The following is a 25,777-nucleotide window of genomic DNA, read 5'->3' on the forward strand; positions in this document are numbered from 1 at the left end:
CGTACGTCCCTGGCACTCTCGTTCATTGGAAGCAGGGCAGGACAGAAACGTCTTGGCGAGCGATTGGTTCCCTTTGCAACTTTGAGAATTTGCCACGCAACGGGCGCGGTGGCGCATCGGGGTCCAATTCAATGCGAGAAACGCTGAGTTGCGCATGAGGTTCCCGCGTCCCGTGTTCGGATCCGCGTGGGCATACCGGAAGTAAAGAATATGGAAATATATTAGACACAAACGTTTGAGGTGGAGACATTATTAACCTTCAGGCAAGGAATTAACCATAAACATTGATGCACACGTCGGAGTGGGACCTCTTGAGTGGTTTCCTTCGGGCATGAAGCCGTCCCGTCGTACCGGTATCGGTCCGGTCTGAAATGATCATGGAGCAGCGCGACAGCGGCTGGCCGTGGTGCGGGCTTGAGCTTCAACATGTGCAGCTTTTGCGAGGGCATCCGTCAGCTAGAGTCGAGTTCGCTCATTTGGCCACCTTGAATGGTCGGCCGTGATGCGGGTGTTATGGCAGGTCAGGACATGTCCACGGAGAAGGCGACGGGCGCACAGGCGGGTAGCCTGCGGGATCGCTTGCGCTTTGCCGGGCTCGACGAGAGCCAGCGCGAAATGCTGCGACAGAACCGGTCAGCCCTGACAGCGCCGGTGCCGACGGCGCTGCGCGACCTGTTTCAGCGCCTGCAAAGCTCGCCCGATGCTTCGCGCGCCTTCACCAGCGAACGTCATTACGACCGGCTGCATGATCTTCTGGCGTCCCATTGGGACGTTCTGACCGATGCGCGCTTCGATGCGCTCTATGCCGAACGCGTTAAGGTTTTGGCCGACACCGAAAGCCGCATGGATCTTGATCCGCGCTGGCATATCGCCGGTCACGCCGTCGTTCTCGAACACATGATTACCGCGCTGATCACCGAGTCGGGTGCGGGGGGTATTCTGCCATCGAGCCGCCGCCGCCAGCGCGAAGTGGCCGACCTTGTTGCTTCACTCCTGCGCCTTGTCATGGTCGATGTCGAAATCGCCGTGTCGCTGCGCTTCAACGAACTGCGCTTGAAGCACCACCGTGATCTCGCCCAGCAGCGAGAGCGTGATCGAGCGGCCGTCGAAGATATCTTCCGTCCGGTCGTCGATGCTTTGGCCGAGGGCGATCTGACGGTGCGGATGGCTCCTGACGTTCCCGAAGCCTTCGCTGATCTTGCCTCACGAATGAACGCGGCCATCGAACAGCTCCAGACGGCCTTCCTCGCTTCGGAGGAGAAGCTCGGCCATGCTGCTCGGGCGACGAGCAACGCTTCGGAGGCTGCGCGCGAATTCGCTGATCGCGCCTCGATCCAGTCCGACCGACTTGGCGAGACCAGCGACGCGCTGGATGCGATCACCGCCGGCATTCGCGAAACGGCCGATAAATCACGCCGCGCGGAAACATCCGTCGCCGCCACCAAGCATTCCGTCGAGGCAAGCGGTCAGGTCGTCGGTCAGGCGATCTCCGCCATGGCCGATATCGAGGCCTCGGCCGAACAGATCGGCCATATCATTGGCGCGATTGATGAAATTGCCTTCCAAACCAACCTCCTGGCGCTGAATGCCGGCATTGAGGCTGCCCGCGCCGGCGACAGCGGACGCGGCTTCGCGGTCGTTGCTCAGGAGGTGAGGGCACTTGCCCAACGTTCCGCCGATGCCGCGCGCGAAATCAAGACCCTGGTCTCGACCACCAAGAACCAGGTCGAGGCCGGTGTCGACATGGTGGCAAAGACACAAGGCGCCATTGCTGACATCGTCGTCCAGGTTGGCGAGATCAGCACTGTAGTCTCGGGCATCGCCGGCGACACTGGCCGCCAGGCCAGTGATCTCTCCGGCCTGACCGGCACGGTTGCCGGCCTTGGTCGGGAACTCGCGACAACCGTCGAAATTGCCGGTCGGTCGCGGGACGGCGCTGGGGACTTGCACAAGGTCATCCTCGAACTGGGCGCAACGATTCGCGAATTCCAGATCGAGCGCCAGCACCGCGCTCCGCGCACAGCAACCGGAAGGACCCATAGCGGTCAGGTCGGGTTGCATGGTGAAGCGGATCTAGCGCGTCAGGACCCCTTCGGAGCGTCTTCTGACGCTTTTGAGGTCGAACTGGCCTACCCCCTCCAGATCGCGGGGCTGGGCCGTTGAGAAGATTGTTTACCACCTTGCGATACATAGAAAACCCAGGGGCGGACAGGGCGAACAGTTTCACCGTGAGATGGGCACAGCCCAGACGGCTGTTGGGCTACGACGGAACCTGCCTCGTGAGACAAGGAAACGAATGATGGCAACAAAGAAGGGCGAACGGAAGGGCTTGAAACTTCCGGCGGTGATGGACCTGAATGAGGCCTCCAACCTCAAGGCCAATCTTCTGTCTTTGCGCGGTGCGCCTCTGGTGATCGACGCGTCGGGGGTAGAGCGGCTCGGCACACAGTGCGTCCAGGTCCTGATGGCGGCAGCCAAGGCATGGGAATCAGACAAGCATCCCCTCTCGTTTGAAAAGGCCTCGGAGGCCTTCTCGAAGACATTGCAACTAATCGGCGTCAACATCGATCATCTGCTCGCCAAGGAGATCCGCAAATGAAGAAAAAAGTGCTCACCGTCGATGACTCCAGAACCATACGGAACATGCTTCTGGTCACGCTCAACAATGCAGGTTTCGAGACCATCCAGGCCGAAGACGGCATTGAAGGTCTGGAAGTGCTCGAAGAGTGCAACCCTGATGTCATCGTGACCGACATCAACATGCCGCGTCTGGATGGCTTCGGCTTCATCGAGGGCGTCCGCAAGAACGACAAGTACCGCGCAGTTCCGATCCTGGTCCTGACCACGGAGAGCGACGCAGAGAAAAAGAACCGTGCCCGCCAGGCCGGTGCGACTGGTTGGATCGTCAAGCCGTTTGACCCGACCAAGCTGATCGATGCCATCGAGCGTGTAACCGCCTAAGCCGGGAATTTCTCCTATGGATATGAACGAAATCAAAGAGATCTTTTTCCAGGAATGCGAGGAACAGCTCGCCGAACTGGAATCCGGTCTTCTGAAAATGAACGATGGGGATCGCGATCCGGAGACGGTCAATGCCGTGTTCCGTGCCGTCCACTCCATCAAGGGCGGTGCAGGTGCCTTCGGTCTCGACGACCTGGTCGCCTTCGCACATGTCTTCGAGACCACTCTTGATTGCGTTCGATCCAACAAGCTGGAACCCGGCCCGGAAGTCATGAAGGTGATGCTCAAGTCGGCCGACGTGCTCGCCGACCTGGTCACCGCTTCTCGCGACGGCGGCAGCGTCGACGAAAGCCGTTCCAGCGGACTGGTCAAGGAACTGGAAGCGCTGGCCAATGGTGAGATGCCTGCAGCCTCCGCCGCTCCTGTTGCGGCTCCGAAGGCTGCTGCACCGGCTCCGGCCCCGTCCGACGATAGTGGTTTCCAGCCGATTCCATTCACCTTCGACAGTTTTGATGGGGAAGACGAAGCGCCGGCTGCTTCAATATTCGAGGTCAGCTTCAAGCCGCGCCGCGATCTCTATGCCAAGGGCAATGAAGCGACCCTGTTGCTGCGTGATCTCGCCCGTCTCGGCGAGATGACCATCAACTGCAACATGGATGAGCTGCCGTCGCTCGACGACATCGATCCGGAAGGCTCCTATTTCGGCTGGAAGATCAAGATTTCGGCCGAGAAGGGTGAAGACGCGATCCGCCAAGTCTTTGAGTTCGCCGAATGGGATTGCGACCTTGAGGTCACGCCGTTCGTAGAAGAGAAGGCCCCGGGCGAAGAGCCGCCAATGGTCGCCGTTCCCTTCGACCTCTCGATGCTGGATGAAGGCTCTGAAGCCAGTGAAGCGCCGAGCCAGGTCGTTGCAGATGCCGTAGAAGCCGCTCAGACGGCAAGCAACGTCATGAAGGTGACGTCCGGTGCTGCAAAGGCTGAAAAGAAGGAATCGCCGGCAGCTGCCGCCGCTGCTGCCGCAGCCGCAGCCGCAGCCCAGGCGAATTCGACCGCCGGTCAGACCATCCGCGTCGATCTCGATCGCGTTGACCGCCTGATCAACCTCGTCGGCGAGCTCGTCATCAACCAGGCGATGCTCTCGCAGAGCGTCATCGAAAACGATGCGACCGGCACCTCCGCTGTCAACATGGGCCTCGAAGAGCTGCAGCAGCTCACCCGCGAGATCCAGGACTCGGTTATGGCGATCCGCGCACAGCCGGTGAAGCCGGTCTTCCAGCGCATGTCGCGTATCGTTCGCGAAGTCGCCGACATGGTCGGCAAGTCGATCCGCCTGGTCACGGAAGGTGAAAACACCGAAGTCGACAAAACGGTCATCGACAAGCTCGCCGAGCCGCTGACCCACATGATCCGTAACGCCGTCGACCATGGCATCGAAAGCCCTGAGAAGCGCGCGGCCGCTGGCAAGGAGCCGGAAGGCACGATCAAGCTGACGGCAAAGCATCGCTCGGGCCGTATCGTCATCGAACTGGTCGACGACGGTGCCGGTATCAACCGCGAGCGCGTCAAGCAGAAGGCGATCGACAACGAACTGATCGCAGCCGATGCCAACCTGACGGACGAAGAGATCGACAACCTGATCTTCGCGCCCGGCTTCTCGACCGCGGACAAGATCTCCGACATTTCCGGCCGCGGCGTCGGCATGGACGTGGTCAAGCGCTCCATCCAGGCTCTCGGCGGTCGTATCTCGATCACCTCGCGTCCGGGCCAGGGCTCGACCTTCACCATGAGCCTGCCGCTGACGCTCGCCGTTCTCGACGGCATGGTGGTCACGGTTGCCGGCCAGACGCTGGTTGTCCCGCTGACGGCGATTGTCGAAACGCTCCAGCCCGAGGCACAGAACATCCACTCCTTCGGCGCCAACCAGCGCCTGATCTCGATCCGTAACTCCTTCTGCCCATTGGTGGATGTCGGCCGGATCCTGAACTTCCGCGGCACACAGGCCAATCCGGTCGAGGGTGTTGCTCTGCTGGTCGAGTCCGAAGGCGGCGGTCAGCGCGCTCTGATGGTCGATGCCATCCAGGGTCAGCGCCAGGTCGTTATCAAGTCTCTGGAAGCCAACTACACCCACGTTCCGGGTATCGCCGCCGCAACCATCCTCGGTGATGGCCGCGTCGCTCTGATCCTTGATGTGGATGCGGTCGTTGCCGCCTCGCGCGGTCAGTCCCTGAGGCAGGAAATGTCGTTGGCCGTAGCAGGGTAACAGGATGTCGTATGCGGTAAAAAACTTGGGGCCAGGGAATCGCGAACTGATCGCATTCCGCATCGGTGACCAGGAATTTTGCGTGAACGTAATGTCGGTGCGTGAGATCCGCGGCTGGACGAAGGCCACACCTCTACCGCACGCACCGAATTATGTGATGGGCGTGATCAATCTGCGCGGTGCCGTGCTGCCGATCATGGACCTGTCATTGCGCCTCGGCATGAAGCCGGCCGAACCGACAGCACGCCACGTCATTATCGTGGCCCAAGTGAAATCGAGGATTGTCGGGCTTTTGGTCAATGCCGTGTCCGACATTCTAACCGTGACGGATGATAACATTCAGCCGACACCCGAGGTCTCCTCCGATCTCGAAAAGCAGTATGCACGCGGAATCCTCGCCATCGAGAACCGCATGATCTGTCTGATCGAACTGAGTGCCTTGTTTAACGACACCGAAAGCGAGGCCGCATGACGACGAACCTTAAAGTGCCAAGTTCTCGCCTCTCGGACGATGAGGTGCTGGCCAGTGGCGAGTATCCGCTAACGCGTCGCGATCTGAACGAGATTGCAGCGATGATCTATTCGGATGCCGGCATCGCTCTGAACGACTCGAAGGCGTCGCTCGTCTACTCGCGGCTATCGAAGCACATCCGCAATCTTGGCCTGTCCGGATTCCGGGCCTATTGCCAGCTCGTGTCTTCTCCTGAAGGTGCGGCCGAGCGTCGTGAGATGCTGTCGCACCTGACCACAAACTTCACGCGGTTCTTTCGCGAGAACCACCATTTCGAGCATTTGCGCGACGAGGTTCTTCCAGGGCTTATCGCCCGGGCGAAATCCGGCGGCCGGGTCCGGATCTGGTCGGCCGCAAGTTCGGATGGCCAGGAGCCCTATTCCATTGCGTTGACAGTCTTCCAGGCCTTCCCGCAGGTGCTCGACTACGACTTCAAGATCCTGGCGACCGACATCGACCCCAAGATCCTCGCGATTGCGCGGCAGGGTGCCTATGACGACCAGGCTCTGGAAACGGTATCGCCCGCGATCCGCAAGCAGTGGTTCTCGGAGGTCGAGATCGGCGGCCGGCGCAAGCACCAGGTCGATGATCGTCTCAAGCGTCTGATTACGTATAACGAACTCAACCTGATGGCCCAGTGGCCATTCAAGGGACAGTTCGACGTGATCTTCTGCCGTAACGTTGTCATCTATTTCGACGAGCCGACACAGATGCGGATCTGGACCCGCTTTGCTGACCTTCTGCCGGTTGGCGGCCATCTCTATATCGGCCATTCCGAGCGCGTTTCCGGAGACATCAAGAACGATTTCGACAACATCGGGATCACGACCTATCGCTATCTCGGCAAGCACGGAGGGCGTAAATGATGGGAACTCCGGCACGCGTCCTCGTTGTCGATGATAGCCCGACCATGCGTGGTCTGATTACGGCTGTCTTGAACCAGGACCCGGACGTCAATGTGGTCGGGCAGGCGGGCGACGCCATGGAGGCACGGGCCGCAATCAAGCAGCTCAACCCGGATGTCGTCACGCTCGACATCGAGATGCCGAATATGAACGGCCTCGAATTCCTGGAAAAGATCATGAAGCTCCGGCCAATGCCGGTGATCATGGTCTCGACCATGACCCATCGCGGCGCCGAAGCGACGCTGGCTGCGCTCGAAATCGGCGCATTCGACTGTGTTGCCAAGCCGCAGCCCGGCGAGCCGCGCCCCTTTGGCGAGCTTGCCGACAAGGTCAAGGCGGCGGCGCGCTCGCAGCATCGCTTCCAGCGGGTCCAGCCGACACAGCCGACTGCCGCTCCGATGGCGCCTGCCAAAGACTTCCGCGTCGGGCGCAAGATCGTCGCGATCGGCTCATCGACCGGCGGTGTCGAGGCACTGATCTCGGTTCTTCAGAAGTTTCCGCGCAATTGCCCGCCGACGGTGATCACGCAGCACATGCCGTCGACCTTTACCAAGAGCTTCGCCGAGCGGTTGAACCGCCTCTGCGCCCCGGTTGTCGAGGAAGCGACGGATGGCGCACGCCTCGAGATCGGCAAGATCTATCTGGCCCCTGGTGGCGACCGCCACATGCAGGTGTCCAATCCATCTGCGCCCTGCTGCCGACTGGTGGAGCGCGCTCCCGTCAACGGACACCGGCCATCGGTGGATGTATTGTTCGATTCGGTTGCTGAACTTGCCGGACGCAATGCCGTTGGCGTCATCCTGACCGGCATGGGACGCGACGGCGCGTCCGGCCTGCTGAAGATGCGCCACTCCGGTGCGAGCACCATCGGCCAGAACGAAAAGACCTGTGTGGTCTACGGAATGCCACGCGTCGCCTACGAACTCGGCGCCGTCGAGCACCAACTACCCCTCGGATCCATTGGGGAGGAAATCCTCAAGCTAACTGCCGCCCGAAAAGAAGGTATCGAATAATGTCACTAGCCGAAAAAATCAAAGTTCTGATCGTCGACGATCAGGTCACCAGTCGCCTCCTCCTCAGCGACGCCCTGACCCAGCTCGGCTTCAAGCAGATCACCGCTGCCGGCGACGGCGAGCAGGGGATGAAGATCATGGAGCAGCAGCCCCATCATCTGGTCATTTCCGATTTCAACATGCCGAAGATGGATGGTCTCGGTCTCCTTCAGGCCGTTCGCACCAACCCGAACACCAAGAAGGCGGCATTCATCATTCTGACTGCGCAGGGTGACCGCGCGCTGGTTCAGAAGGCCGCCCAGCTCGGCGCCAACAACGTTCTCGCAAAGCCCTTCACAATCGAAAAGATGAAGGCGGCCATCGAGGCTGTATTCGGAGCACTAAAATGATTGACGACAGTGCAGCAAAGCGCGTCCATATCATTCAGGGCGAATGGAAGGTCGTCAATGATCCCAATGTGGTCTTGTCGACGATCCTTGGTTCGTGCGTTGCTGCCTGTATCCGGGACCCGATTGCAGGGGTGGGCGGCATGAACCACTTCCTCCTGCCGGGCTCGGCGGTCCCTGGAGCCGGGGGCGGCGACGCCACCCGCTATGGGGTCCATCTGATGGAACTTCTGATCAACGGCCTCCTGAAAAAGGGAGCACGGAGGGATCGTCTGGAAGCCAAGATCTTCGGTGGCGCCAAGACGATTGCGACTTTTTCGAATGTCGGTGAACAGAATGCGGCCTTTGCCATGCAATTCTTGCGTGATGAAGGCATTAAGGTTGTCGGTTCGTCAACGGGTGGCGATCATGGTCGTAAGCTAGAGTTCTGGCCCGTCAGCGGCCGGGCTCGGCAGTACCCGCTTACGGGCGCGGAAACGCAGAAGACGGTCGCAATGGAGCAGCGTCCCGCACCTGTGTCGAAGCCCGTGGAAACATCAATCGAGTTCTTCTAAAACTGGAAATCGGATGCATAAAGATTCAACTGCTGGGAACCAAGTTTTCCAAGAGGAGCTCCCGGAGATCCTTATGCGCATCGTCAGCGAGCTGCACGACGTAGCTTACCTGATCGAGCGTGTGGAACCTCATCTCCTCGACCTGGGTGGCCCCCAGGTGCTTGAGCACCCGGACGGCCTCAAAGTATTGCAAGGTATTGACCTGGCCGTGCAGAAAGCGCGCGGCCTGGCGGAATTCATTGATACGATCACGGCAACTATTCCGTCTGACTGGATGATCGACATGACCACGGCATTGAGCCTGGTCAAGCTTGCCGATATGCAGAAAGCCCTTGGCGCCGGCTTGCGCCACGGCCATTCCCAGCCGCTCGCCAAGGTGGCTGGCGACTTCGACTTCTTCTGAAGAAGCGCGATGCCGGTAGAACCGGCTCTCTGGTGACGACTTGCCGAAATGATTTCGGCACCCCCCTCCCGCGAAACGCTCGCACAAGTTTCGGTTTCTATGTTCGCACCGAGGGCAAGAACGCCCTGACCTTTGTCGTTGATGGTGCGAGACAGAATGAATCTGTTAAATCAGTTACTTCAGGTATCAAAGAATTTTGCCGCGATGGGCCAGGCGAAATTGCTCGCCATGGCCGGCGTCACTATTGTTTCTTTTGCGATCATTCTTGCAGGCGCTCTCTACGTCAACAAGCCTTCCTACGAGACGCTCTATGTCGGTCTGGAACCCGTTGATCTCAATCAGATCAGCATTGCGCTTGCCGAGTCCGGAATAGATTTCGAGACTGGTAGCGACGGCCAGAGCATCAGTGTGACTGCCGGAATGACCGGCAAGGCGCGTCTTCTGCTTGCAGAGCGTGGTCTGCCCAACAGCGCCAATGCCGGCTACGAGCTGTTCGACAATGTCGGTTCGCTCGGCTTGACCTCGTTCATGCAGGAAGTGACCCGTGTCCGCGCTCTGGAAGGTGAAGTCGCACGCACCATCCAGCAGATCAGCGGCATCGCGGCCGCACGCGTGCATATCGTCATGCCGGACGTCGGAAACTTCCGCCGCGGCGAACAGAAGCCGACCGCGTCCGTCATGGTCCGCGCCTCGTCTGATGCCGGCCGCAAGGCCGCAGCCTCGATTCGGCAACTGGTCGCCTCCTCGGTTCCCGGCCTCGATGTCGAGGACGTAACGATTCTGGATTCCACCGGTCAGCTTCTGGCCGCCGGCGACGAAAGCGGCGGCGAAGCGACCCGCTCGCTGGGTGTCGTCCAGTCGGTCCAGCGCGAGATCGAGACCAATATCGACAAGGCGCTGGCGCCCTTCCTCGGCATGGACAACTTCCGCTCGAGCGTGACTGCCCAGATCAACACCGACAGCCAGCAGATCCAGGAAACGATCTACGATCCTGAATCGCGCGTCGAACGGTCTGTCCGCGTGACGAAAGAGGCACAGAAGTCGCTGCAGCGTCAGTCCGACACCGCAGCCACCGTCGAGCAGAACATTCCCCAGGCTGCTCCGCAATCTGGTGGTGCTGGACCTGAATCGTCCGATGAGCAGGACAAGAAGGAAGAGCAGACCAACTACGAGATCAACAGCAAGACGGTCGCTACGGTCAAAAACAGCTACACCGTCGAAAAACTGTCCGTTGCTGTCGTGGTCAACCGCGGGCGCATTGCAACCATGGTCGGCGAGCCTGTCGACCAGGCCAAGATCGATGCCTATCTGGCAGAGATGCAGAAGATCGTAACCTCCGCCTCTGGCCTCGACACGACCCGCGGCGACGTCGTCACCCTGACGGCGATGGACTTCCTCGAAAACCAACTTCTGGCAGAATCTGCCACGGGTCCCGGCGTGATGGAAATCCTCAGCCGGAACGTTGGCGGCATTATCAACTCGCTTGCCTTTGTTGCCGTCGCCTTCCTGATTGTCTGGATGGGTATCCGCCCGATGATCCGCACGGCCGGTGGCGGCGGTGCAGGAGAGACCGCTTTGGCGGGCGGTATCGGCGAACAGGCGGCTGGCCTGGAGTTGCCAGACTTCTCGCCGGCTTTGGGTGGCGGTGGTGGCGGCGGCCTGATGGATGGCTTCGGTGCCGACTTCGGCTTCGATTCCACCGACGACCTGCTGACGATGGACGACGATCCCAATGGTGGCTTCAACCGCCGGGTCAAGGAAGGTCCGGAGCGCCGCCTGGCACGCATGGTGGAGATCTCCGAAGAGCGCGCCGCCAAGATTCTCCGCAAATGGGCAGTGGACAACGCAGCCTGATCTACTCGCAAAAATTGTACAAGCCGCACCGAGAGGTGCGGCTTTCTGCGTTTACCCCTAGATTATTATGGTTGAGATGAGCCTGTGGACCAAGCATGTTCGATGCAGTGTGGGATGCCGACCTGCTCTGTGATCTATGGCACTTTATATTTTACAATGCGCATGATTCGGTAGGCGTGAAAGCGGTGGTTGCAGTGATTCGATTTCCGCTTGGGGCGCGTAAAAGCATTGATCTTGCAAGGCGATCAGTTCAAAGGGGCTATTGAATGGATGCCGAGCTCACGACAGGTGAAGCGGATGGACGCTCGACGGCTGCGGTCCCTGGTGGATCGCTAGGCGGCGCGTCGTCAAAAGACATGTTGATCCGGAAGCTGGCTTCGCCTGCGCTGTCGCGGGACATCGCGCATTGCCTGCGGTTGCTCTGTGAATATGTCGGTGCATCCCATTACCTGCTTGCGCGCTACGATCTCGTCCAGGAAATGGGTCTTGACTTCGTCGTTGCCTCAGACTGGCCCTTCGATCTGGTGCGGCGCCTCGAAAGCGAATTGGCGACGACCTATTCCCAGTCCACGGAACTGGAGAAATGCCTATCCGTCCTGCAGCCGAAATATGCGATCCTGCCGGATGACGCCTTTGTGCCCGCGGGCCTGAGCCGCCAATACTGCACGCTGACGCTGACCGTTGGCCGCAATCGCCTGGCGCTGCTGCTGCTGTTTCGCCAGGATCTCGTCCTGTCGCCGGAGCGCCTGCGCGAAACGGGCCTTCTGACCGGCTATGCTGTGAGCCTCTCCTACTCCAAATCGCAGAAGCCGGATCGCGAATTCGATCTGACGGAGCGCGAGCTGGAATGCCTCTACTGGATCGCAGAAGGCAAGACGAGCGACGAAATTGCGACGATCCTCGGGATCTCGCGCAACACGATCAACAACTACATCACCAGCGTCATGCGCAAGACCGCGACAAAGACGCGGTCGGAAGCGATTGCCTATGCCGTCCGCAACAACCTGGTATAAGGGAACAGCAATGGCCAGTCAGAGCAGGTCGGGCGGATCCGTTCTGGAAGATGCGACCTGGACCGGTCAGCGCCTTCCGACATCGCGCTCCGACATTTTCCCCAAGCTTGTCTCCCTTCAGCGCTCGCTGAATGCACGCGGTTTTGCTGCCTTCCGGATTGTCGGTGCGAGCCTGCCGCACAAGCGGCGCCTCCATCCCGAATTCGAAAGCTGGAGCCCGGCGCTGGCAAGCGGACGCGACGCCTTCATCGCGGCCTATGGCGAGACACTGCTCAATCAGATCGATGGATCGACCCTTCCGATCCTGTGGAGCGCCCAGGAAAAGACCGGCTTTCTCGATGCCTCCGACTTTACGCCCTTTGTGACCCAGCTCGACGAGCGGCTTCTGCCCTATTCGGGGATCGCATTTCCGATCAGGCTGGGCGCGGTTGGCAATGGTTTCATTGTCTTTCCGACCTCTGGTGGCGCGGATCTTCCGGGCGAACTCATCCTTGCCGTGCATAGCCGTTGCTACCGCGTCATGACGGAAATCCTGTCGCTCGACGAGCGTCGCTCTGCGCCGGCCGAAACGCTCAGCGAACGCGAGATTGCCTGCCTCCAGCTCGCTGGTGATGGCCGAATCAGTGAAGAAATCGCCGAGCGTCTCGGCCTCTCCGTGCACACGGTGAACGCCTATCTTGGTTCGGCGACGATCAAGCTTGATTCGGTCAATCGCATTCAGGCAATCGCCAAGGCGATTCGCCTCGGCTACATCACCTGATCACCTGCCTTACCCGTAGATTGGCGTCGCCTGTCCCTTGACGAAGCGTGCTTCCTGAAGCCGCTCGGTGAGCATGCGTGTGTTTGCATCCGGATCACCGGCACTCTTGTGGAAAGCAATATGCTTGATGTCGATCGCCGCATGGGCATCCGTCAGCACGAGCTGGGCATAGATGGTGATGTCGCGTGGCTTGATCTCGATATCGAGAATGATTTCTGGCGGTCCGCCCCATTCCAGCCGATATTCACCACCTGCTCCGAAGACCACAGTGCCGGGATGGAAATAAAGTTCGGCTGCCGACGAGACGAGGTCGGATAAATTGCCATTGAGCTCGAACCGAAGCAGCGAAATCAGGTCTGCCGCATCGAGAAGCCGCAATTCGCTGGCCACCGGGCTGATTGCCTCGGCCACGATACGCTCACGCTGGTCGGTATAGGAGCACTTTTTCATTGTCGCTAGCGTATCCGTCTCTTCGGGGCGCGCGACGCGTAGACTCGATGAACGAGTTCGGCCACGGCTTTGTAAAATATCGACGGAATGACGCTATCGACCGAGACTTGCGCAAACATGGAGCGAGCGAGCGGCGGATCTTCAAAAATCGGAATGTCGTTCTCGCGGGCGATCTCGCGAATCTTCAGCGCAACGAGATCCTGGCCCTTGGCGACCACCACCGGCGCATCGCCTTCCTCACGCACATAGCGCAGCGCCACGGCATAATGGGTGGGATTGGTGATCACGAGCGTGGCGCGTGGCACATTGGCAATCATGCGTTTGCGGGCCCTGTCGCGTGCGATGGAGCGCTGGCGCGCTTTGACGATCGGATCGCCCTGAGCCTGCTTGTACTCTTCCTTGATCTCCTGCTTGGTCATGCGAAGCTGTTCGTACCAGTGGTGCCGGGTCCAGAACACGTCAATGGCCGCAAGCAGTCCGGTCGACATCACGATGATCAGCATCATCTTCTCCAGGATCTCGGAGAATTTGACAAAGATGACCTGCGGATCGGAGAACATGGCATCAATCATGCCGAAGTAGTCGCGGCGCAGCATGAACACCATGATTGTCGAAATGATCACGATCTTGAATACGGATTTGCCGAATTCGACCATGCCTTGCATGCTGAAGAGGCGCTCCCACCCCTTCATCGGCGAGATTCGGTTGGCTTGCGGGCGAATGCGTTCAAGCACGAAGGCGGGCAGGTGCTGCGCGACATTCGCCGCAACGCCCAGCAACATGACCAGCAGCATCAGTGGAGCCAGAAAGGCGCTGATTTCCCATGCCAGATGGGTGAAGAGCGAAACCGTGTCGGTGGCCGTCCCGAGCCGCCATTGCTCAGGCCGTTCGAAAATATCCCTCAGCGTCTCGGAGAGACGGTTGACCCCATCCGGCATGAAGAACACCGAATAGACATAGAAACCGAGCGACGTCGCGAAGAGAGGGAGTTCGCGAGAGGATGGAATGTTGCCCTTCTCGCGCGCGTCACGCAGCTTCTTTTCGGTCGGGTCTTCGGTTTTGCTGTCCTGGTCTTCATCGTCGGCCATATGTGCCGCAATCCTCGAAGGCGTTTACGGCCGCTAGATCTGCCGGGTGACCGGTGCAATCACGATCCGCTGGCTTGGCCCTTCAACGGCCGCCATGGGCTGAACGTAGACGCCCGCCGATCGGGGTTCAATCGGCGGGCGTTCGAGAGGTGGTGTTTTCAACAGACCCGGCGTCTCAGGCCGCCTGATTCTCGCCTTCGGTTTCCTTGAGCTGGATCTGGCCGGCATTGGCAAGCCGGATGGCTTCCTGGGCCACGGCGCGCCGGGCGATCGCGATCTCGCGCGGATTGATTCCGGCCGTGCCGGCCTGAAGGTCCGATTCGATCATGCGGCGCGAGCGCGGGCTGATCGAGGAAAGCACGATTTCCTTGATTTCCGGGTTGGCACCGCGAAGCGCCATGGTGAGGATGTCGCCCGCGATGTCGTTGAGCAGCATGACGCGGCTGCGCTGCGGCATGGCGAGCAGGTCTTCGAAGAGGAAGATCTTCGGGCGAACCTTGTTGACCGATTCCTTGCTGATCGATTCGAGCGACTGCAGCAGGGTGTCGACTTGGGGTTTGTCGAGCTCGTTCATCAGTTCGGCAACCTTCGCCGAACCGGTGGAGTTGCGCTCGGCGTCGATTTCGGAAATCAGGTCGTGAACCCGGTTCTCGATGATTTGCGCGGCCTTGGGGCTGACATTCTTAAGGTTGACGGTGCGGTTCATGATGTCGGCGCGCCGGCTTTCCGGCAGCTTCAGGAGAACCTTCGCGCCGAAGGTCGACGGCAGCATCGACAGAATATAGGCGACCGTCTGGGGATGCTCGCGCGTGAGGAATTTGGCAATGAAATCCGGATCAGCGTCCTGCAGACGGTCCCAGATGGAGGCTTCATAGGCCTGGAAAGCCGTGCGGCGGCCAAGCAGGCCGTCCACTTCTTCCGGGGTCAGGCCTTCTTCGAGAATGGCTTCGATGGCGCGCGCATTGTCCATCAGGCCCGCGCCTTCGGTGAACAGGTCCTCGAACTCGTTCACCAGGCCCGTCAGTTCGTCCGGCGGGATCGTCCGGAGCGTCTGGGCCGACGCGATGATCATTTGCAATTCGGCCTGGGTGAAATATTTGAGCAGCTTTCCAGCGACGCCCTTTCCCATGGCCAGCAGCACGGCGGCCGCCTTGTCTGCCTGGGAAAGTGGTTTGCCGCTGAGTGCACCGCCGAAATCTTCAAAGTCCATCATGGTCTTTTCCTCTCTGGCCCTTCATGGGTCAGGATGTCTTCGTCGCCATCACTTCAATCAGTTTGACGCCAAATCGGGTATCGTCGTTTTCAAGAACCGTGATCTCGCCGCGCGCGATGCGCCGGCCATTGACCATGATCTCGACGGGCTCGCCGATCCTCTTGTCGAGCGCGATGATCGCGCCTTCCTCAAGGCTCATCAGGCCCGAAACCTGCATGCGGCTTGATCCGAGCACGATCTGGACCTCGATCGGAATGTCCATGATCAGGTCGAGATTGGCCGTCAGTCCGCTTCCCGGCGCCTGCTGCGTGCTGGCGCCGCCGCCGAAATCCATGCCGCCGCCCAGGTCGCCGCCAAGATCACCGCCGCCGAAATCGCCAGCGCCGCCCAGGGCGCCTCCGCCAAAATCACCGCCGCCAAAATCGTCGCTGCCGAAATCACCGGCGGGTGCCGCAGCGCTTCCGCCGAAATCCGATTCGAACGCGGCGAGCGGGTCCGAGGCGCTGTCATCGAGTCCGCCGAAACCGGTGCCGAAGTCCGAACCGATATCCGGCAGCCCACCGTCTGCATCGGCTTTCAGCACACCACGGAGATCGTCGACGGCCTGATCGAAATCGCTGTCGCTGGCGCCCGGCATTGCGAACGCATCATCCGTCTGTGGGGTCTTTTTCGTAGCCATGGAGTGATTATTCCTGTTTAAACTTGCGTCAAACTGCCGTGGACCCGCCTCGGCAAATGCTTACGTCATCAAATGCCTGAGGATGTCGTCTTCGCTGCTGACATTGTCCTTGACCCTGACCGTGTAGCGATCGCCCGCGCGACCAAATTCACAACGATAAAGGTCCTTGCCGTTCGCGCTGACGTCCACCATCACGTCGGCCTTGTCGCGGAACGGGATGACGTCGCCGGCCATCAGCCGTGAGATGGTATCGAGTGTCAGCGATTCCAGCCGAATGCGGGCTTCCAGCGTGACCTGTGAACGGCGCACCTGCTCGGCAATCTGTTCCTGCCATTCCTTGCGGCCACGACCGCCCTGTCCGGCCGATTTCGGCAGGGTAACCACGGTCTTCAGGAGAGCCCTCTGCGGGATGACGAGGTAGAACTCCGACGTTACCGGGCCGAGCGTGATGCCCATCTTGATGGTGACGGCATATTCGTCGACATGGTCCTCATCGAGCTTGGGCCGGTCCTCGGCATTATGCGGCTTTTCCAGAAGTGGTTCGAAACCGCCCGCGGCATTGACGCCGCTGCGCAGCACATTGGCGATCTTGTCGAAAACCATGACCGAAAGATCGAGCTCGATCTGCGACAGGGGGCGCTCGATCGGTTCGGTGATGGTTTCCGGTAGCGCGCCGAGTAGGTTTTCCATCAAGGTGATGACGAAACCATTGCCGGATGCCAGAACGAAATTGGGCGACCAGTTGCGCAACTGGCCATCGGCCAGCACGACATTGTCGCCGAGTTCGGCGATCAGGTCGGTCATCATGCCGCTGTCATAGCCGTTATAGTGAACCTGGATCACCATGCCGGTTTCGCTGTGAACGACGTCGGGCAGAAATTCCGTGTAGAGCTGACCGAAGTCGGCGCAGATCCGCTGCAATGTCTTTGTGTCGCCAAGACCACCCGTGAGACGAGCGAGAAGTGACTTGTCTATGGTCGGTACCGTTTCGGACGTGATTGCTTCACTCATGATCAAGCCGCCTTGCTTTCACCGCCGCCGCCCGGGTTCATCATTTCCTGCTCGACGGCGTCGATCGACGGACGTTCATGCGAGGAGATGGTCTTGCGGCCATATTCGAGTGCCACCTGCGGAACCGAGCCGTTCATGTAGGCCAGCAGCGTCTGCTTAACGATGATGTAGAGGCGGTGCTGCTTGGTCCGAACGCCCTTGATCTGCGCGATCAGCGGGTTGCAGAGGCAGTAGGACAGGAAGATGCCGAGCATGGTGCCGACCAGTGCGGCGCCGATCAGGCCGCCGAGCACTTCCGGCGACTCGTTGATCTTGCCCATCGCCTTGATAACGCCGAGAACCGCCGCGACGATACCGATCGCCGGGAAGCTGTCACCCATGGCGGTCATGGCGTGGTAGGGCTTCATCTTGTCGTAGTGGATGGTGTCGATTTCTTCGTCCATCAACGCTTCGATCTCATGGCTGCGGGCATTGCCGATGATGATCAGGCGGACATAGTCGCAAATGAAGGATGTCAGTTCCTTGTTCTTCAGCAGGTTCGGCGCTGCGGTGAAGATGGATGACTCTTCGGGATTGTCGATATGGGCTTCGATCTCGTTGCGTGACTTGGTGCGCAGGTCACGCATCAGAGAATAGAGAACACCGAGAACGTCGAGATAGTCGCGCTCCTTCGGTACCTTGTACTTGAAGGCCTCGCCCAGCGCCTTGCCTGTATCCTTCACCACCTTCATCGGGTTGGCCATGATGAAGCCCCCGACGCCGGCGCCGCCGATGATCACCAGCTCGAAAGGCTGAAAGAGCACGTCGACATGCCCGCCCATCGCCATGTAGCCGCCGATCACGCAGCCGACAGTGATCACAAATCCGATGATGATATTCATTTGCCCGCACCTGAACGTTACTTCGCAGCCTGAGCGATACGGCTCGTGCCTTGCGTGAGGCTGATCCGCGGGGACGCTGCTACAAGACCGACCCAGCCATTTCGAAGAGAACGTGGCCGACAGGTTCGCGCAAGGCTTTTGCCGCAAGAACGAGCCATGTCAGGGCAGGATATTCCGCCTTGGATAATGATTTGCTGAAATTCATCACGTGCGGAGGCAGATTCAGTGCAATCCGGAATTTATGTAGCCCTGTCGTCCCAGATGGCGCTCGAGCGCCGACTGACCACCATCGCCGACAACATGGCCAACGTGAACACCGTTGGATTTCGTGGCACGGAGGTGAAGTTCGACGAGATGCTTAGCCGGACCGGCAATGAACTCAACGCCAAGGTCGCCTTCGTCAGCCAGGGCAATGACTATCTTTCGACCAAGAATGGTGAACTTGCCGAAACCGGCAATCCGCTCGATTTCGCGGTAAAGGGCGATGCCTGGTTCGCTATCGATACGCCGGTTGGACAGGTTCTGACCCGCGACGGTCGCTTCACGATGACGGAGCAGGGCAACCTCGTCTCCGTACGCGGTTATCCGGTTCTCGATTCTGGCGGTGGCGCAATCCAGCTAAACCGCAATGGAGGCCCGCCAGAAGTCGGCGCGGATGGCCGTATCATGCAGGACGGACGCATGGTCGCAACGCTCGGCGTCTTTACCGCTGACGTACGCAACGGTTTCGTGCGCTATGAGAACAGCGGCGTAACCACAGTCGACCCGCCGCAGCCGGTCGCCGACAATCCCGAGATTTCCGTCATGCAGGGTTATGTCGAAAATTCCAATGTCAGCGGCATCAGCCAGATGACGCAGCTCATCCAGGTCAATCGCGCCTTCGAAAGTGTCAGCGCGATGATCCGTGACAGCGAGAGTTCGTTGAGCGAGGCCATTAAGGTCCTTGGCGGTGGAACATAAGGCCTGAAACTTGATGACAACGGACCCAGCCGCCGGTGACTTTCCGATCGCAGCCCAGCTCCTCCAGGTGGCAGGGCTTGCGCAACGCTATGCGCGTCCGGAACACGCGGTGGCAGAGGGTGGCCATGTCCGCACGATTGCAGCGGGCCATTATACCGTCGCCGGCCTGTCGAGGCATGTGCGCCTCGGTGAATTCGTCGCTCATCGGTCGGCCACGGGCATTCACCTCGGCGAGGTCGTTCGCGTCGAACCGGATGTCTGCTATGTCTGCCCGATCGAGCCGGGTGAGCCGATCGGCATTCATGATGTGGTCATCCGCAAGGGCGCTTTCCGCGTCGCACCCGACGAAAGCTGGTGCGGCCGCACCATCAATGCACTCGGCGACCCGATAGACCAGGGGGCAGCTCTGGTGCCCGGTACCGAACGCAGGCCGATCTCCACGACCGCACCTCCGTCGATGACGCGCAGCCGTGTCGACACGGGTTTCAAGACGGGCGTCCGTGCCATCGATATCTTCTCTCCGCTCTGCCTGGGCCAGCGTCTCGGCATCTTCGCAGGTTCGGGCGTCGGCAAATCGACCTTGCTGTCCATGCTGGCGCGGGCGGATGCCTTCGACAAGGTCGTGATTGCACTGGTCGGCGAACGCGGCCGCGAAGTGCGTGAATTCATCGAAGATACGCTTGGCGACAACATGGCGAAATCGATCGCCGTTGTGGCGACCAGTGACGAAAGCCCGATGCTGCGCAAGATGGCACCGTTGACCGCCATGACCATTGCCGAGCATTTCCGCGATCGCGGCGAGAACGTGTTGTTCATCGTCGATAGCGTCACCCGCTTTGCCCATGCCATCCGCGAGGTCGCGACGGCTGCCGGCGAGCCGCCAATCGCCCGCGGTTATCCGGCCTCCGTCTTTACCGAGCTGCCGCGCCTGCTTGAGCGGGCAGGGCCGGGGGCCGAGGGGGCGGGCACGATTACGGCGATCATCTCGATCCTCGTCGATGGCGACAACCACAACGACCCGATTGCCGACTCGACCCGTGGTATCCTTGATGGTCACATCGTCCTCGACCGCTCGTTGGCGGATGAGGGCCGCTATCCGCCGATCAATCCGCTGACCTCGATTTCGCGTCTGGCCCGCAAAGCCTGGACGGGCGAACAAGAGAAGCTGGTTTCGCGCCTGAAGGCACTCATTCACCGTTTCGAGGAAACCCGCGACCTGCGCCTGATCGGTGGTTACCGGAACGGCAGCGATCCGGATCTCGACATGGCGATCAAGCAGGTCCCGGTGATCTATGAAATTCTGAAACAGACACCCGGCGACAAGCCGGCAGCCGACGCCTATGCCGATCTCGCCAACGCCTTGAAGGCGGCGGCGGGCGGCGCCGGTATGAGACAAAGGGGCTGATCATGACCGATTTCGATGCCGATGAACCCGTGATGCCAATCAAGTCGACGCGTGAATCTCGCCGCGTTCCGACGATGGACCGTCTGCTTGGCCTGGCAGGCGTCGCCATGGCCTTTGCCGCCGCGATGTTTCCTTGGTACGTCTTTTTCAATTCCGAGAAATTTGGCATACGTCCTGCCGAATGGGCCAGCACGCGCGACCTTCCCGAAGGACCCGGGCGCAATGTGTTCAGCGTGTCTCCCCTGGCGCTTGTTGACAAGGATGATAGTGGCACGCCGCCCGAGGCGCCTGTCGACCAGATCATTACCGCTACGGTTCCGACACTGGGTCGCGAGCAGGCCGTCGGGCCTGAAAAGGAGCTGTCCCAGCCGTTCCCGGGGCAGAAGGGGTTCCGCCTTCTGCATGTCGCCAATGGTCGTGCGCTGATTGAGGATACAGACGGCATGTACCTGGTTCGGGTTGGTTCGATACTGCCGGATGAAAGCCGTGTTGCCACGCTGGAGCAGCGCGATGGCAAGTGGGTGATTGTCACCTCTACCGGCGCAATCTACGAAAATCAGTAAAAGGCAAACTGGGCAAGTCCCACGCAAGATTACTGGCCTAGGCTCCGCATTGTATTAGACGGAGTATCGCCATGAACCCCATCCAGTTGTTCGATCTGGCATCGCGACAGGCAGCGTGGCTCTCGGCCCGCCAGCAGGTGGTCGCGACCAACATTGCCAATGTCAACACGCCGAAATTCCTCGCCAAGGACGTCACGCCCTTCAGCGCGGTCTTGGATCGGACCGCCATGGTGCAGGGCATGGCGGTGACCCAGCCGGGTCACATGGCCTCGAACGACCTCAGCGATCAGAACATCGGCATCGAAGAATCCGAACTGAATGATGAGATCGGCCTGCAGGAATCGGGCAACTCCGTTGCCATTGCCGAAGAACTTTCCAAGACAGGCGAGATCAAGCGTCAGCACGAGCTGAACACTTCGCTGATGTCCTCCTTCCATCGCATGATGTTGATGACGGTGAAACGCTGATGACCGACCCTTTGAGCGCAGCCCTTAAAATCGCTGGAAGTGGCCTTGAGGCCCAATCCACCCGTATGCGCATCGTATCCGAAAACATTGCGAATGCGCGCACCACCGGAGACACCCCCGGTGCAGATCCCTATCGCCGCAAGACCATCACCTTCGGCAGCGAACTCGATCGCGTATCGGGCGCCGAAGAGGTGAAGGTCAAGAAACTCGGCGTCGATCAGTCGGATTTCATCAATGAATATGACCCGGGCAACCCCGCGGCTGATGCGCGTGGCGTCGTCAAGATGCCGAACGTCAACGTCCTGATCGAAATGGGCGACATGCGCGAGTCCAACCGGTCCTACGAAGCGAATCTGCAGACCATCAAGCAGACACGCGACATGATTTCTCAGACCATTTCCCTGCTGAAGGCCTCGCAATGATTGAAAGCATTTCCAAACTGAGCGCGCTCTCCGGCACCAAGTCGACCGAAGCGCTGACCAGCCTCTTCGAAAGCCCCGGCACCACCTTGCAGGGAACGACGCCGGGCACGGCGACCGGCGAAACCTTCATGCAGGCGCTCGGCAATGTCGCGGTCGACGCGGCCAACAGCCTGAAGCGCAGCGAACAGGCGTCGTTCGACGGACTGACCGGCAAGGCGAACACACGCGAAGTCGTCGATGCGGTCATGCAGGCGGAGCAGTCGTTGCAAACAGCGATTGCCTTCCGCGACAAGATCGTCAGTGCCTATCTCGAAATCACTAAGATGCAGATTTAGCAGGGGTATCGCCTATGAGAGCGCTCGCCATCGCAGCCACGGGTATGGATGCCCAGCAGACCAATCTTGAGGTCATTGCGAACAACATCGCCAATATCAACACCACCGGCTTCAAGCGGGCGCGTGCGGAATTCTCCGACCTTCTCTATCAGACCGAGCGGGCTCAGGGCGTGCCGAACCGCGCCAACCAGGCCATCGTGCCGGAAGGCGCGAACATCGGTCTCGGCGTTCAGACGTCCGCCATTCGTCAGATCCACACCCAGGGCGAGCTTGTCCAGACCGGCAACGAGCTCGATCTGTCGCTGATCGGCCGCGGCTACTTCCAGATTCAGACCCCGGATGGTCAGACCTTCTACAGCCGTTCCGGCGCGTTCAACATGAATGCCGAAGGCCAGTTGGTGACGATCGACGGCTATCTGGTGACCCCGCAGATCACCATTCCCGGCGATGCAACCGAGGTCACCGTCAGTCGTACAGGCCAGGTCTCGGCCCGTATCGGCAATGATTCCGATTTCACCGATCTGGGTCAGCTGACGATTGCAAACTTCGTCAATGAAGCCGGTTTGAAGCCACTCGGTGACAACCTCTTCTCCGAAACGGCCGCATCGGGTGCAGCAATCGTCGCAGCCCCTGAAGACCCCGGCTTCGGCTACATCAAGCAGTCTTACCTGGAAGCGTCCAACGTCGACGCTGTGAAGGAGATCACCGACATGATCTCTGCCCAGCGCGCCTACGAGATGAATTCCAAGGTCATCACCACCGCCGACGAGATGGCTCAGATCGTCAGTAAGAACCTGAAGTAACGGCAACTGGAGGCAAACATGAGGTTTCGCCGATCATTCCGCAACGGGCTGCGTGCGGTGAAATTCGCCGCCGCATTCCTGGCAATGGGTGCCGTCGCGGCTGCGGCGGCCGATACCGCCGTGATCCCGAAGCAGGTGATCTATCCGGGCGAAACCATTGCCGCCGAACAGGTCGATATCGTCTCGGTGACCAATCCCAACCTGGCTGGCGGTTATGCCCGCAGCAAGGATGAAGTGGTCGGCCGCGTCGCCAAGCGGACCCTTCTGCCGGGACGCACCATCCCGGTTGCAGGTCTGCGCGAAGCCTACGCCATCAAGCGCGGCGCCAGTGTGCGTTTGACCTTCACGATCGGCAACATGTTGATCAGCGCCTCCGGCACACCCCTCACAGACGCGATGGTCGGCGATCTGATCAAGGTCCGAAACATCGATTCCGGCTCCGTCGTAACCGGCACGGTCATGGCCGATGGTTCCATACAGGTGATGGCGAAATGAAACCGCTTGCTCTCTTGCGTCTTGCAGTCTGCGCGCTCTCTCTGGTGATCGCGCCTCTCGAGCCCGCCATCGCCGCCAATTCGCGGATCAAGGACATCGCATCGCTGCAATCCGGTCGCGATAACCAGCTGATCGGCTATGGTCTCGTTGTCGGCCTGCAGGGAACCGGCGACAGCCTGCGGTCCTCACCTTTCACCGACCAGTCGATGCGCGCCATGCTGCAAAACCTTGGCATTTCCACGCAAGGCGGTCAGTCGAATGCCAAGAACGTGGCGGCCGTCATGGTCACCGCGAACCTGCCGCCCTTTGCCAGCCCCGGCAGTCGTATCGACGTGACAGTCAGCTCGCTCGGCGATTCAAGTTCTCTGCGTGGCGGCACGCTCGTCATGACCTCGCTGACCGGCGCTGACGGCCAGATCTACGCCGTCGCCCAGGGCTCCGTGGTCGTCTCCGGCTTCAACGCCCAGGGTGATGCTGCAAGCGTCCAGGAAGGGATCACGACATCGGGCCGCGTGCCAAATGGCGCGATCGTCGAGCGCGAGCTTCCCTCCCGGTTCAAGGATGCGGTCAACCTCGTCCTGCAGCTGCGCAATCCGGACTTCACCACCTCGCTCAGGATTGCTGACACGATCAATGCCTATGCCGCAGCCAATTACGGTGGCCCGATTGCCGAAGCCCGCGACAGCCAGGAAATCGTGGTCCAGAAGCCGCGCACGGCGGATCTTGCCCGGCTTATGGCCGATGTGGAAAATCTGGTCGTGGCAACGGATTCGCCCGCCCGCGTGGTGATCAACGAACGCACCGGTACGATCGTCATCGGCGCCGATGTCCGGGTGTCCAGGGTTGCCGTCAGCTACGGAACGCTGACCGTCCAGGTCACGGAATCGCCCCAGGTTGTTCAGCCCGAACCCTTTTCGCGCGGCGAAACGGCGGTACAGCCGCAGACGGATATCTTCGTGCAGAAGGAAGGCGACAAGATCGCCATCGTCGACGGTCCTGACCTGAGAACCCTTGTCAGCGGCCTGAACAGCATCGGCGTGAAGCCGGATGGCATCATCGCGATCCTTCAGGGCATCAAGTCCGCCGGCGCCATGCAAGCGGAGCTCGTCCTGCAATGATCAAGAGGCTTGATATCGTGACCTCGTCCACCGCGTTGCGCAATCTGGCAATTGTTGGCCTGATTGCCACACTTCCGGCCTTTGCCGGCACGGCGGTTGGCCAGCAAGCACCACTCGAAAGCGCCTCCGAAGCTGAAATTCAGCAATTCTGCACCGGCATTGCCGATGCGGCACGCGACCAGCGTTACCTCTTGCAAAAACAGGAACTGGACAAGCTCCAGGCGGATGTCGATGGCCGCATCGCGGTTCTGGAGAAGCGTCGCGCCGAATACGAAGACTGGCTGACCCGCCGCAACGATTTCATGAAGCAGGCCGAGGGGCAGCTTCTTGAGATCTACAAGAAGATGGCACCGGACGCAGCCGCGCCGCAGCTGGAGCAGACGGATGTCATTCTGGCTGCTGCGATCATCATGAAGCTCCCGCCGCGCCAGTCGAGCCTGATTCTCACGGAAATGAGCCCCGAAAAGGCGGCCAAGGTTGCCTCGATCATGTCGAGTGCTTCCGATCGCAATACATCGAAGGACCCATCATGACGAAGCGCATCCCGGCTCTCATGGCCATTCTCCTTCTGGCAGGTTGCCAGAGCCAGACCGTCAAGGAGATCGGCAACGCGCCGTCGATGAGCCCGATCGGCTCCGGCCTGCGTTACAGCCAGACGCCACAGATGGCCATGTACCCGAAGCAGGCCGCGCAAACGGCCAGCGGCTACTCGCTCTGGAGCGACAGCCAGTCGGCCTTGTTCAAGGATGCCCGCGCCCTCAATGTTGGCGATATCCTGACGATCGACATTCAGATCAATGACAAAGCCAACTTCAGCAATGAGACGGACCGCAGTCGCGACAATTCGACCGGCCTGACCTGGGGTGCGGAAATTTCGAATTTCCTCGGCTTCTCGACAGATACCGGGACCACGGGCAATCTGTCGACGGACTCCAACACCAGTTCATCGGGCAAGGGTTCGACCGAACGCTCCGAAAAGCTTACGCTGCTCGTGGCGGCAGTCGTGACCGGCGTTCTCGAGAACGGCAATCTCTTGATCAGCGGATCGCAGGAGGTGCGCGTCAACCACGAACTGCGTATCCTGAATGTGGCTGGTATCGTGCGTCCGCAGGATGTCGATGCCGACAACACGATCTCCTATGAGAAGATCGCAGAAGCCCGCATCTCCTATGGCGGCCGTGGTCGCCTGACGGAAGTGCAGCAGCCGCCGATCGGCCAGCAGGTCGTCGACATCTACTCGCCCTTCTGATCCGAACGGAAGGGCAGG

At 60.0% G+C, this 25,777-nt stretch carries 30 protein-coding genes; 24 read left to right on the plus strand and 6 right to left on the minus strand.

The genetic code is table 11. The features are described 5' to 3' along the window. Window positions 1-528: 528 nt before the first annotated feature. From ACSV9I_RS04895 to visR, 13 genes are all read left to right on the plus strand, one after another. Window positions 529-2,163 carry a methyl-accepting chemotaxis protein gene (locus ACSV9I_RS04895; protein WP_438327725.1) on the plus strand — a complete coding sequence of 545 codons (1,635 nt, stop codon included), beginning with the start codon at window positions 529-531 and terminating at the stop codon, window positions 2,161-2,163. A gap of 136 nt (window positions 2,164-2,299) precedes the next feature. Next, window positions 2,300-2,599, plus strand: a complete 300-nt coding sequence (locus tag ACSV9I_RS04900; RefSeq protein ID WP_054159701.1) for an STAS domain-containing protein — start codon at window positions 2,300-2,302, stop codon at window positions 2,597-2,599. Beyond that, window positions 2,596-2,961, plus strand: a complete 366-nt coding sequence (cheY1, locus tag ACSV9I_RS04905) for a chemotaxis response regulator CheY1 (RefSeq protein ID WP_054159700.1) — start codon at window positions 2,596-2,598, stop codon at window positions 2,959-2,961. Before ACSV9I_RS04900 ends, cheY1 begins: the two co-directional genes overlap by 4 nt. Window positions 2,962-2,977: 16 nt before the next feature. Next, a complete protein-coding gene (locus ACSV9I_RS04910; protein ID WP_438327726.1) occupies window positions 2,978-5,221 on the plus strand; it encodes a chemotaxis protein CheA in 2,244 nt (747 codons plus the stop codon). 4 nt (window positions 5,222-5,225) lie between these two features. Continuing rightward, window positions 5,226-5,693, plus strand: a complete 468-nt coding sequence (locus ACSV9I_RS04915; protein ID WP_054159698.1) for a chemotaxis protein CheW — start codon at window positions 5,226-5,228, stop codon at window positions 5,691-5,693. Then, entirely contained in the window at window positions 5,690-6,598 is a 909-nt protein-coding gene (gene cheR / locus ACSV9I_RS04920; RefSeq protein ID WP_438327727.1) for a protein-glutamate O-methyltransferase CheR, read from the plus strand. The genes ACSV9I_RS04915 and cheR overlap by 4 nt, the downstream gene beginning before the upstream one ends. Further along, on the plus strand, window positions 6,598-7,650 hold the full coding sequence (cheB, locus tag ACSV9I_RS04925) for a protein-glutamate O-methylesterase CheB (protein WP_054159697.1): 1,053 nt from the start codon (window positions 6,598-6,600) through the stop codon (window positions 7,648-7,650). Before cheR ends, cheB begins: the two co-directional genes overlap by 1 nt. Beyond that, the gene (locus ACSV9I_RS04930) at window positions 7,650-8,039 is read left to right on the plus strand and encodes a response regulator (RefSeq protein ID WP_006726293.1); all 390 of its coding nucleotides are present in this window, start codon (window positions 7,650-7,652) and stop codon (window positions 8,037-8,039) included. The genes cheB and ACSV9I_RS04930 overlap by 1 nt, the downstream gene beginning before the upstream one ends. Next, window positions 8,036-8,590, plus strand: coding sequence for a chemoreceptor glutamine deamidase CheD (gene cheD / locus ACSV9I_RS04935; protein WP_054159696.1), 555 nt, complete (start codon window positions 8,036-8,038; stop codon window positions 8,588-8,590). The genes ACSV9I_RS04930 and cheD overlap by 4 nt, the downstream gene beginning before the upstream one ends. Window positions 8,591-8,603: 13 nt before the next feature. Then, entirely contained in the window at window positions 8,604-8,993 is a 390-nt protein-coding gene (gene cheT, locus ACSV9I_RS04940; protein WP_054159695.1) for a chemotaxis protein CheT, read from the plus strand. Window positions 8,994-9,149: 156 nt separating this feature from the next. Further along, window positions 9,150-10,847, plus strand: coding sequence for a flagellar basal-body MS-ring/collar protein FliF (fliF, locus tag ACSV9I_RS04945; RefSeq protein ID WP_054159694.1), 1,698 nt, complete (start codon window positions 9,150-9,152; stop codon window positions 10,845-10,847). Between the two features lie 266 nt (window positions 10,848-11,113). Beyond that, window positions 11,114-11,860: a transcriptional regulator VisN gene (visN, locus tag ACSV9I_RS04950; RefSeq protein WP_054159693.1), complete on the plus strand. Its 747-nt coding sequence runs from the start codon at window positions 11,114-11,116 to the stop codon at window positions 11,858-11,860. 10 nt (window positions 11,861-11,870) lie between these two features. Further along, the gene (visR, locus tag ACSV9I_RS04955; protein WP_054159692.1) at window positions 11,871-12,620 is read left to right on the plus strand and encodes a transcriptional regulator VisR; all 750 of its coding nucleotides are present in this window, start codon (window positions 11,871-11,873) and stop codon (window positions 12,618-12,620) included. 9 nt (window positions 12,621-12,629) lie between these two features. Here the strand turns inward: visR and ACSV9I_RS04960 are convergent, their stop codons facing one another. The 6 genes from ACSV9I_RS04960 to motA form a co-directional block, all read right to left on the minus strand. Continuing rightward, window positions 12,630-13,070 carry a hypothetical protein gene (locus ACSV9I_RS04960; RefSeq protein ID WP_054159691.1) on the minus strand — a complete coding sequence of 147 codons (441 nt, stop codon included), beginning with the start codon at window positions 13,068-13,070 and terminating at the stop codon, window positions 12,630-12,632. A gap of 5 nt (window positions 13,071-13,075) precedes the next feature. After that, window positions 13,076-14,158, minus strand: coding sequence for a flagellar biosynthesis protein FlhB (gene flhB / locus ACSV9I_RS04965; protein WP_054159690.1), 1,083 nt, complete (start codon window positions 14,156-14,158; stop codon window positions 13,076-13,078). Between the two features lie 175 nt (window positions 14,159-14,333). Then, window positions 14,334-15,371, minus strand: a complete 1,038-nt coding sequence (gene fliG / locus ACSV9I_RS04970; RefSeq protein ID WP_054159689.1) for a flagellar motor switch protein FliG — start codon at window positions 15,369-15,371, stop codon at window positions 14,334-14,336. Between the two features lie 28 nt (window positions 15,372-15,399). Then, entirely contained in the window at window positions 15,400-16,050 is a 651-nt protein-coding gene (gene fliN, locus ACSV9I_RS04975) for a flagellar motor switch protein FliN (RefSeq protein WP_054159688.1), read from the minus strand. A gap of 60 nt (window positions 16,051-16,110) precedes the next feature. Then, the gene (locus ACSV9I_RS04980; RefSeq protein WP_054159687.1) at window positions 16,111-17,061 is read right to left on the minus strand and encodes a FliM/FliN family flagellar motor switch protein; all 951 of its coding nucleotides are present in this window, start codon (window positions 17,059-17,061) and stop codon (window positions 16,111-16,113) included. Window positions 17,062-17,063: 2 nt separating this feature from the next. Then, entirely contained in the window at window positions 17,064-17,942 is an 879-nt protein-coding gene (gene motA, locus ACSV9I_RS04985) for a flagellar motor stator protein MotA (protein ID WP_054159686.1), read from the minus strand. A 225-nt stretch (window positions 17,943-18,167) separates the two neighbouring features. On the opposite strand from motA, the gene flgF reads away from it, so the two are divergent. The 11 genes from flgF (at window position 18,168) to flgH (ending at window position 25,759) form a co-directional block, all read left to right on the plus strand. Further along, window positions 18,168-18,902 carry a flagellar basal-body rod protein FlgF gene (flgF, locus tag ACSV9I_RS04990; RefSeq protein ID WP_438327729.1) on the plus strand — a complete coding sequence of 245 codons (735 nt, stop codon included), beginning with the start codon at window positions 18,168-18,170 and terminating at the stop codon, window positions 18,900-18,902. A 13-nt stretch (window positions 18,903-18,915) separates the two neighbouring features. Next, on the plus strand, window positions 18,916-20,307 hold the full coding sequence (gene fliI / locus ACSV9I_RS04995) for a flagellar protein export ATPase FliI (protein ID WP_438327730.1): 1,392 nt from the start codon (window positions 18,916-18,918) through the stop codon (window positions 20,305-20,307). 2 nt (window positions 20,308-20,309) lie between these two features. Beyond that, a complete protein-coding gene (locus tag ACSV9I_RS05000) occupies window positions 20,310-20,870 on the plus strand; it encodes a flagellar protein (RefSeq protein ID WP_438327731.1) in 561 nt (186 codons plus the stop codon). A gap of 71 nt (window positions 20,871-20,941) precedes the next feature. Further along, entirely contained in the window at window positions 20,942-21,337 is a 396-nt protein-coding gene (gene flgB / locus ACSV9I_RS05005) for a flagellar basal body rod protein FlgB (RefSeq protein ID WP_054159682.1), read from the plus strand. Beyond that, window positions 21,337-21,759, plus strand: a complete 423-nt coding sequence (gene flgC, locus ACSV9I_RS05010) for a flagellar basal body rod protein FlgC (RefSeq protein WP_054159681.1) — start codon at window positions 21,337-21,339, stop codon at window positions 21,757-21,759. Before flgB ends, flgC begins: the two co-directional genes overlap by 1 nt. Then, a complete protein-coding gene (locus tag ACSV9I_RS05015) occupies window positions 21,756-22,094 on the plus strand; it encodes a flagellar hook-basal body complex protein FliE (RefSeq protein ID WP_054159680.1) in 339 nt (112 codons plus the stop codon). The genes flgC and ACSV9I_RS05015 overlap by 4 nt, the downstream gene beginning before the upstream one ends. A 14-nt stretch (window positions 22,095-22,108) precedes the next feature. Continuing rightward, the gene (gene flgG, locus ACSV9I_RS05020) at window positions 22,109-22,897 is read left to right on the plus strand and encodes a flagellar basal-body rod protein FlgG (protein WP_054159679.1); all 789 of its coding nucleotides are present in this window, start codon (window positions 22,109-22,111) and stop codon (window positions 22,895-22,897) included. A gap of 18 nt (window positions 22,898-22,915) precedes the next feature. Continuing rightward, on the plus strand, window positions 22,916-23,392 hold the full coding sequence (flgA, locus tag ACSV9I_RS05025) for a flagellar basal body P-ring formation chaperone FlgA (protein ID WP_054159678.1): 477 nt from the start codon (window positions 22,916-22,918) through the stop codon (window positions 23,390-23,392). Beyond that, on the plus strand, window positions 23,389-24,510 hold the full coding sequence (locus ACSV9I_RS05030) for a flagellar basal body P-ring protein FlgI (RefSeq protein ID WP_438327732.1): 1,122 nt from the start codon (window positions 23,389-23,391) through the stop codon (window positions 24,508-24,510). Before flgA ends, ACSV9I_RS05030 begins: the two co-directional genes overlap by 4 nt. Continuing rightward, window positions 24,507-25,043 (plus strand): MotE family protein, encoded by a 537-nt coding sequence (locus ACSV9I_RS05035; RefSeq protein ID WP_438327733.1) that lies wholly within the window; start codon window positions 24,507-24,509, stop codon window positions 25,041-25,043. Before ACSV9I_RS05030 ends, ACSV9I_RS05035 begins: the two co-directional genes overlap by 4 nt. Then, entirely contained in the window at window positions 25,040-25,759 is a 720-nt protein-coding gene (gene flgH, locus ACSV9I_RS05040) for a flagellar basal body L-ring protein FlgH (protein ID WP_054159675.1), read from the plus strand. Before ACSV9I_RS05035 ends, flgH begins: the two co-directional genes overlap by 4 nt. Window positions 25,760-25,777: the final 18 nt, after the last annotated feature.

Origin of the sequence: Rhizobium sp. G187 (assembly GCF_051549525.1) — a bacterium.
GTDB lineage: Bacteria > Pseudomonadota > Alphaproteobacteria > Rhizobiales > Rhizobiaceae > Allorhizobium.

What these genes read in the sequence shown, in the direction of transcription:
- ACSV9I_RS04895 (WP_438327725.1), top strand. Translation starts at nt 529, where the DNA reads ATGTCCACGGAGAAGGCGACGGGCGCACAGGCGGGTAGCCTGCGGGAT.
- ACSV9I_RS04900 (WP_054159701.1), top strand. Translation starts at nt 2,300, where the DNA reads ATGGCAACAAAGAAGGGCGAACGGAAGGGCTTGAAACTTCCGGCGGTG.
- cheY1 (WP_054159700.1), top strand. Translation starts at nt 2,596, where the DNA reads ATGAAGAAAAAAGTGCTCACCGTCGATGACTCCAGAACCATACGGAAC.
- ACSV9I_RS04910 (WP_438327726.1), top strand. Translation starts at nt 2,978, where the DNA reads ATGGATATGAACGAAATCAAAGAGATCTTTTTCCAGGAATGCGAGGAA.
- ACSV9I_RS04915 (WP_054159698.1), top strand. Translation starts at nt 5,226, where the DNA reads ATGTCGTATGCGGTAAAAAACTTGGGGCCAGGGAATCGCGAACTGATC.
- cheR (WP_438327727.1), top strand. Translation starts at nt 5,690, where the DNA reads ATGACGACGAACCTTAAAGTGCCAAGTTCTCGCCTCTCGGACGATGAG.
- cheB (WP_054159697.1), top strand. Translation starts at nt 6,598, where the DNA reads ATGGGAACTCCGGCACGCGTCCTCGTTGTCGATGATAGCCCGACCATG.
- ACSV9I_RS04930 (WP_006726293.1), top strand. Translation starts at nt 7,650, where the DNA reads ATGTCACTAGCCGAAAAAATCAAAGTTCTGATCGTCGACGATCAGGTC.
- cheD (WP_054159696.1), top strand. Translation starts at nt 8,036, where the DNA reads ATGATTGACGACAGTGCAGCAAAGCGCGTCCATATCATTCAGGGCGAA.
- cheT (WP_054159695.1), top strand. Translation starts at nt 8,604, where the DNA reads ATGCATAAAGATTCAACTGCTGGGAACCAAGTTTTCCAAGAGGAGCTC.
- fliF (WP_054159694.1), top strand. Translation starts at nt 9,150, where the DNA reads ATGAATCTGTTAAATCAGTTACTTCAGGTATCAAAGAATTTTGCCGCG.
- visN (WP_054159693.1), top strand. Translation starts at nt 11,114, where the DNA reads ATGGATGCCGAGCTCACGACAGGTGAAGCGGATGGACGCTCGACGGCT.
- visR (WP_054159692.1), top strand. Translation starts at nt 11,871, where the DNA reads ATGGCCAGTCAGAGCAGGTCGGGCGGATCCGTTCTGGAAGATGCGACC.
- ACSV9I_RS04960 (WP_054159691.1), bottom strand. Translation starts at nt 13,070, where the DNA reads ATGAAAAAGTGCTCCTATACCGACCAGCGTGAGCGTATCGTGGCCGAG.
- flhB (WP_054159690.1), bottom strand. Translation starts at nt 14,158, where the DNA reads ATGGCCGACGATGAAGACCAGGACAGCAAAACCGAAGACCCGACCGAA.
- fliG (WP_054159689.1), bottom strand. Translation starts at nt 15,371, where the DNA reads ATGATGGACTTTGAAGATTTCGGCGGTGCACTCAGCGGCAAACCACTT.
- fliN (WP_054159688.1), bottom strand. Translation starts at nt 16,050, where the DNA reads ATGGCTACGAAAAAGACCCCACAGACGGATGATGCGTTCGCAATGCCG.
- ACSV9I_RS04980 (WP_054159687.1), bottom strand. Translation starts at nt 17,061, where the DNA reads ATGAGTGAAGCAATCACGTCCGAAACGGTACCGACCATAGACAAGTCA.
- motA (WP_054159686.1), bottom strand. Translation starts at nt 17,942, where the DNA reads ATGAATATCATCATCGGATTTGTGATCACTGTCGGCTGCGTGATCGGC.
- fliI (WP_438327730.1), top strand. Translation starts at nt 18,916, where the DNA reads ATGACAACGGACCCAGCCGCCGGTGACTTTCCGATCGCAGCCCAGCTC.
- ACSV9I_RS05000 (WP_438327731.1), top strand. Translation starts at nt 20,310, where the DNA reads ATGACCGATTTCGATGCCGATGAACCCGTGATGCCAATCAAGTCGACG.
- flgB (WP_054159682.1), top strand. Translation starts at nt 20,942, where the DNA reads ATGAACCCCATCCAGTTGTTCGATCTGGCATCGCGACAGGCAGCGTGG.
- flgC (WP_054159681.1), top strand. Translation starts at nt 21,337, where the DNA reads ATGACCGACCCTTTGAGCGCAGCCCTTAAAATCGCTGGAAGTGGCCTT.
- ACSV9I_RS05015 (WP_054159680.1), top strand. Translation starts at nt 21,756, where the DNA reads ATGATTGAAAGCATTTCCAAACTGAGCGCGCTCTCCGGCACCAAGTCG.
- flgG (WP_054159679.1), top strand. Translation starts at nt 22,109, where the DNA reads ATGAGAGCGCTCGCCATCGCAGCCACGGGTATGGATGCCCAGCAGACC.
- flgA (WP_054159678.1), top strand. Translation starts at nt 22,916, where the DNA reads ATGAGGTTTCGCCGATCATTCCGCAACGGGCTGCGTGCGGTGAAATTC.
- ACSV9I_RS05030 (WP_438327732.1), top strand. Translation starts at nt 23,389, where the DNA reads ATGAAACCGCTTGCTCTCTTGCGTCTTGCAGTCTGCGCGCTCTCTCTG.
- ACSV9I_RS05035 (WP_438327733.1), top strand. Translation starts at nt 24,507, where the DNA reads ATGATCAAGAGGCTTGATATCGTGACCTCGTCCACCGCGTTGCGCAAT.
- flgH (WP_054159675.1), top strand. Translation starts at nt 25,040, where the DNA reads ATGACGAAGCGCATCCCGGCTCTCATGGCCATTCTCCTTCTGGCAGGT.